Here is a 3157-nt window from a genome sequence, read left to right on the forward strand (position 1 = left end):
GATCTTGTCGGGGGCCGATCCCGGCTGCGGCGGCGAGACGGCGCGCCAATCGCGGCCCTCGACCAGGTTGGCGGCGGCGGGGTGCAGCGGGAGCATCGCGGCGCCGAGTGCGCCGATCATGGTTTGGGTAAAGCGGCGACGGGTGAAGGCCATGGTGGATCTCCGGTCGGGATGAGTGAGGTGGTGATTCGATCTTATCGGTCTGAATTCGTGCGGTGATGATATGTCCCCGGCACGGCTCGTGTCAGTAGAAGACTCTTCTCGGCCGTAGGTTGTGCCGAGGGTAGCGAGGCACAACGCGCGGGCCGCGGCGCGTTCGAGCGGCGGCTCGACACGTCTGCCCATGCGTACGAGGCTCGGGCCGCTGTTTGGCGGTGTCGTGCTTCTTATCGTCGGCGTAAGCGAAGCAACGGTTCAGAAACCACTTAGCGATTCCGGTTCGTTCCCCCCTCTGCCCAACCCCTCTCCCGCGAGGGGAGAGGGGCTAAAATGGATCACTATTACTGAACGTTTGTTGGGGTTTCGCCGCAAAACGCGCTTGCCCGCGGGCCGCGCGGCGATGTGGTTTCACCCGACGGCAGCGGGGCATCCGGATCCTCGAGCCAGGCGGCGATGTCGGCGCGTACGCGTGCACCTTGGCGGTCGCGCGGGAGCATGTGCCAGCCGTGCTCGTAAAGAACGAAGGTCAGACCCGGTTCGGCGCGGGGAAGTTTCCCGAGGAATCGGCAGAAGGCGTTCTTGGGGATGATCTTGTCCTGCTCTCCGTAGAGAACCTGGGCCGGGGTCTGCAGTCGGCCCGCCGCGGCTTGCGCCCGGTCCATCAGGTCGGTGATGCCCCAGAGTGCATCGACGCGGGTCGCCTTGATGACGAGCGGGTCCGCGCCCATCGCCTGCAACATCTCGATATGGTCCGACGGACTGATGCGGATGCCCTCGCCGGTCAGCTTCAGCCAGGGCAGGGTGCGCACGGCGCCGTCCAGTACGAGGCGTTGATACCAAGGCATGGTGTCGCGGGACCAGACCGCGGGCGCGATGAGGATGACGCCGTCCACCGGCAGCGGCCCCTGCGCCGTCGCGGTCAGGACAACGGCGCCGCCCATGCTCTCGCCGGCGATATAGAGACGAGCATCGGGATGGCGCGCACGCAACAGATCGACGAGGTTGCGCAGATCCGCGGCGAGACGCTCGCTGCCGTGCCAACGACCGGGTAGGGCGGCGGCGCCGAAACCCCGTTGATCGACCGCGTAGGTGGTGATGCCCGCGGCCGCGAGCTCGCGGCCCAAAGGGGCGAAGGCGTTTGCATAGTCGTTGAATCCGTGCAGCCCGAGCACAACCTTTCGCGGACGCTCGGCGCTGCTCCAGACGCGCAGGGGCAGACGATAGCCGTCGTCCATCCGTGCATGGTCGAGGCCGAGGCGGGGCGATCCTGTGCTGGTGTCCGGGGATTCGACGATGTTCGGGGAGGCGCAGGCTGTGAGCATGAGAACAAGGATCAGGGCGGCGAGGGCGTTGGTCCAGACCGAGCCGACGATGGTGCTCGCCAGTGCAGGCGTCCAGATCGAGCCCCGGCCCGAGTCCGGGGTCGGCCCGTCGTGCTCGGCACGATGCGCGTATACTCCGCTGCCGTGAATAGCCTGCTCCAAGCCCATGATCTCGTCCGGCTCTATCCCGGCGTGCGCGCCGTGGATGGTATTGGTTTTCGTGTCGAAGCCGGTCAGTGCTTCGGGCTCTTGGGGCCGAACGGGGCCGGGAAGACGACGACCCTGGAGATGCTCGAGGGGATCCAAACCCCGACCTCGGGCACCGTGCTCTATCGTGGTCGGCCGCTCGATCGTGCCTATCGCGAATCGGTCGGCATCCAGTTCCAGGCGACCGCGCTGCAGGACTTCCAGACGGTTCGCGAGTCGCTGACCATGTTCGCCAGCCTGTATCGGCGCACCGCGGACCGCGACGAGCTGATCCGGCTCTGTAATCTCGGGGAGATCCTGGATCGGGATACGCGCAAGCTCTCGGGTGGCCAACGTCAGCGCCTGCTTTTGGCCATCGCCCTGGTCAACGACCCGGATCTAGTGTTTCTCGACGAGCCGACGACGGGCCTGGATCCGCAGTCCAGACGCAACTTCTGGGGTCTGATCGAGACCGTGCGTCGGCGCGGCAAGACCATCGTCCTGACCACGCATTACATGGAAGAGGCCGAGCGGCTGTGCGATCGGATTGCCATCGTGGATCACGGACGGATCATCGCCGATGGTGAGCCTGCGCGTCTGGTTCGAGATCATTTTCCGGCCACCGTGATTCGCCTGCCCGAGTCCGCGTGGCCCGTGGGCGCGGCGCTTCCGGCGACGGCCGAGCGGCGCGACGGGACCATCGAGCTCTTTGCCGAGGAGGTCCCGCCGATGTTGGCCGAGATCGAGCGCGTCGGGGCCGATCTGACGGATCTGCGGGTGGCGACGCCGAATCTGGAAGACCTCTTTCTGAAACTGACCGGACATGATCTGCGCTCTTAAACCGCGCCCGGCACGGTATGCGATGCTTTTGGATGGGTTCGGCCCAGGCAGACTCGACGACCGCTGGAGATGGCGCGGTTCAAGGTATTAAGAAAGTATCATTTTAAACCGCGTCTCGGCCAAGGGCCGCGGAGGCGCTAAACGTCGAGCTCACTCGAAAGTCGGCATCTCGCTCTGGACGCGGTTTTAAATACCCGGAACATCTCATGTGGCGCCGTATCCTGACCATCCTCATCGCGCGTAACCGCGAGTTTTATCGCGATCGGGCGGGGCTGTCGTGGAACATCCTGATGCCGATCATGATGGTGCTGGCCTTTGCCTTCATCTTCAGCGATGCGTCGCGGGATGTCTTCAAGGTCGGCGTGATCGCGGACGGCGCCGAGCTGCCGGTCGCGGGCCTCCCGTTCCTTCAGACCAGTCACATCCAATTCATCCCGGTAACCGACCCGGCAGCGGCGATCGCGAAGGTGGAGCGTCATCAGCTGGATCTCTTGGTGGATCCGAGCGAGACACCGCGCTACTGGGTGAATTCGGATTCGGCCAACGGCTATCTCGTCGAGCGTCTCTTGCGCGGCTCGGAAGGGGCGAATGATCAAGGCGAGACCGCAGGGGCGACCCCGCAGCGGGTGACCGTGAGCGGTGCCGCCCTG

The 3157-nt window shown here is 65.3% G+C and carries 2 protein-coding genes and 1 pseudogene; 2 read left to right on the forward strand and 1 reads right to left on the reverse strand.

The window, feature by feature from the left end:
• Nucleotides 1–500: 500 nt before the first annotated feature.
• Nucleotides 501–1643 (reverse strand): lysophospholipase, encoded by a 1143-nt coding sequence (locus VLR48_RS17010; protein WP_325292932.1) that lies wholly within the window; start codon nt 1641–1643, stop codon nt 501–503.
• Between VLR48_RS17010 and VLR48_RS17015 the strand changes: the two genes are divergently transcribed.
• Nucleotides 1605–2507 (forward strand): ABC transporter ATP-binding protein, encoded by a 903-nt coding sequence (locus VLR48_RS17015; protein ID WP_414718621.1) that lies wholly within the window; start codon nt 1605–1607, stop codon nt 2505–2507. The genes VLR48_RS17010 and VLR48_RS17015 overlap by 39 nt on opposite strands.
• Before the next feature lie 206 nt (nt 2508–2713).
• Nucleotides 2714–3157, forward strand: a pseudogene (locus VLR48_RS17020) (ABC transporter permease); the annotation flags it as partial.

This window comes from Thiocapsa sp., assembly GCF_035467215.1.
In the GTDB taxonomy this organism is placed as follows: domain Bacteria; phylum Pseudomonadota; class Gammaproteobacteria; order Chromatiales; family Chromatiaceae; genus Thiocapsa.

Coding starts and splice junctions, on each gene's coding strand:
- VLR48_RS17015 (WP_414718621.1), top strand. CDS start 1,605: ATGCGCGTATACTCCGCTGCCGTGAATAGCCTGCTCCAAGCCCATGAT.